This is a genomic window from Mesorhizobium sp. M7A.F.Ca.CA.001.08.2.1 (assembly GCF_003998455.1).
GTDB classification, from domain to species: Bacteria; Pseudomonadota; Alphaproteobacteria; order Rhizobiales; family Rhizobiaceae; genus Mesorhizobium; species Mesorhizobium ciceri.
This window is the reverse complement of the sequence record NZ_RZPW01000973.1, coordinates 1-1,934: the sequence shown is the minus strand read 5'-3', so window position 1 is coordinate 1,934 and position 1,934 is coordinate 1. Positions and strand designations below refer to the sequence as shown.

The 1,934-nt window shown below is 63.1% G+C and carries 4 protein-coding genes; 1 reads left to right on the top strand and 3 read right to left on the bottom strand.

All coding sequences use genetic code 11. The annotated features are described in order from the left end of the window. Nucleotides 1-91 precede the first annotated feature (91 nt). Entirely contained in the window at nucleotides 92-1,075 is a 984-nt protein-coding gene (mbfA, locus tag EN914_RS33690; RefSeq protein WP_013528652.1) for an iron exporter MbfA, read from the top strand. Nucleotides 1,076-1,085: 10 nt separating this feature from the next. On the opposite strand, the gene EN914_RS33685 is transcribed toward mbfA, so the two are convergent. From EN914_RS33685 to EN914_RS33675, 3 genes are all read right to left on the bottom strand, one after another. After that, nucleotides 1,086-1,430, bottom strand: coding sequence for an antibiotic biosynthesis monooxygenase (locus EN914_RS33685; protein WP_013528651.1), 345 nt, complete (start codon nucleotides 1,428-1,430; stop codon nucleotides 1,086-1,088). After that, entirely contained in the window at nucleotides 1,427-1,759 is a 333-nt protein-coding gene (locus EN914_RS33680) for an NIPSNAP family protein (RefSeq protein WP_013528650.1), read from the bottom strand. Before EN914_RS33680 ends, EN914_RS33685 begins: the two co-directional genes overlap by 4 nt. 64 nt (nucleotides 1,760-1,823) lie before the next feature. Continuing rightward, a complete protein-coding gene (locus tag EN914_RS33675) occupies nucleotides 1,824-1,931 on the bottom strand; it encodes a DUF1127 domain-containing protein (RefSeq protein WP_127389594.1) in 108 nt (35 codons plus the stop codon). Nucleotides 1,932-1,934 lie beyond the last annotated feature (3 nt).

The window sequence follows — 1,934 nt, the reverse complement described above, 5'->3', positions numbered from 1 at the left end:
CAACAATTCTTGACCGCGACCCAAGCGCGCAATTGACCGGAGGCACCTTGAGCCCTAGTTTAGAACTATTCTAAACTAGGGTGAATTCCTCATGCTTTCCCGTGTTTTCGGCTTCGGCCGCCGCCCCTTCGAATCGCTTTCCGAACAGGAGATCCTGGCGCTGGCCATTTCGTCCGAGGAGGATGACGGTCGCATCTATCGGGCCTATGCCGACGGCCTGACGGAAAACTTCCCGCAATCGGCAAAAGTGTTCGAGGAGATGGCCGAGGAAGAGGATGGCCATCGCGATTCGCTGATCGAGCTTTTCCGCAAGCGTTTCGGCGAGCGCATTCCGCTGATCCGGCGCGAACATGTGAAGGGCTATTACGAGCGCAAGCCCGACTGGCTGGTCCGGCCGCTCGGCATCGAGCACGTGCGCAGCCAGGCCGAGGCGATGGAGCGGCAAGCCTACCTTTTCTATGTCGAGGCTGCCAAGCGCACGGCGGATGCCTCGACGCGAAAACTGCTCGACGATCTGGCGGTGGCCGAACTGGGCCATGAGACACTGGCGCAGCGGCTGGAGCAGAAACATGTGCCGGGCGAAGTGAAGGACGAAGAGACCGCCGCCGAGCAGCGCCAGTTCATCCTCACCTATGTGCAACCAGGGCTGGCCGGGCTGATGGACGGATCGGTGTCCACACTGGCGCCGATCTTTGCTGCCGCCTTTGCCACGCATGACACCTGGCAGACGCTGCTGGTCGGGCTTGCCGCCTCGATCGGCGCCGGCATTTCGATGGGCTTCACCGAAGTCGCTTCAGACGACGGCAAGCTGTCGGGCCGCGGCTCGCCGCTCAAGCGCGGTCTGACCGTCGGCATCATGACGACGCTGGGCGGTCTCGGGCATGCACTCCCCTATCTCATTCCGCATTTCTGGACGGCGACCGGGGTTGCCGCGGTGGTGGTGTTCTTCGAATTGTGGGCGATCGCTTTTGTCCAGAACCGCTACATGCAGACGCCCTTCCTGCGCGCCGCCTTCCAGGTGGTGCTGGGCGGCGCCCTGGTGTTCGCGGCCGGCGTGCTGATCGGGAATGCGTGAGTAGCCTCACTCACCCATTCACCGCCCGACTGTCGGCCGGCGCCTCGTCCCTTTCCGTCAGCCCATAGTCCCTCACGACATGGGCGATGCGCAATCGGTAGCCGGCAAAGATGCCGCCGCGACCGGCCTTCTGCGCCTGCCGGTGTTCCTCGGTGTTGCGCCAGTCCTTCACGGCTTCCTCATCTCGCCAGAACGACAGCGACAGGATGCGGTTCGGATCGGCCAGGCTCTGAAAACGCTCGATGGAGAGAAAGCCGTCAATGCCGTCGAGCAGCGGACGCAGGTCCGCGGCGATGCTCAGATAGGCATCGCGCCGGCCCTCCGCCGGTTCGACCTCGAAGATGACGGCAATCACGGCAGCACCAGTTTCGCGTGCGGGCCTGAGGCCAGTTTCAGGAACATGCGATCCTCCTTCAGGATGAATCTCTCGCGTTTGGCGAACTCGTAGTTTGCCTTGCCGGCGGGATCGGCGGCAAGCCGGGCGCGATAGGCTTCGTAGGCGGCCAGGCTTTCGATGTTATAGGCCGCATAGGCGGTCGTCGCCGAGCCCTCATGCGGCGCGTAATAGCCGATCAGATCGGCGCCGCAGCGCGGAATGGCCTGGCCCCAGTTGCGCGCATACTCCTCGAAGGCCGCCTTGCCGAACGGGTCGATCTCGTAGCGGATGAAGCAGGTGATGGTCATTGTGGTCTCCTCGGGGCTGCGTCGATAGTTTGAACGGCATCGAAACGTCGTGCCGACTGGTCTGCTAGGGCTGCCAGAAGGACTTCGCGCATTCGCGGCGCACGTCTTGCGGCGTCAGGCCAAGGTCGCGCAGCTGATGGTTATCGATCTCGGCAAGGTCGAGACGCTGCAGATG

Excerpts from the sequence above, each read along its gene's own strand:
- mbfA (WP_013528652.1), top strand. The coding sequence starts at position 92 with ATGCTTTCCCGTGTTTTCGGCTTCGGCCGCCGCCCCTTCGAATCGCTT.
- EN914_RS33680 (WP_013528650.1), bottom strand. The coding sequence starts at position 1,759 with ATGACCATCACCTGCTTCATCCGCTACGAGATCGACCCGTTCGGCAAG.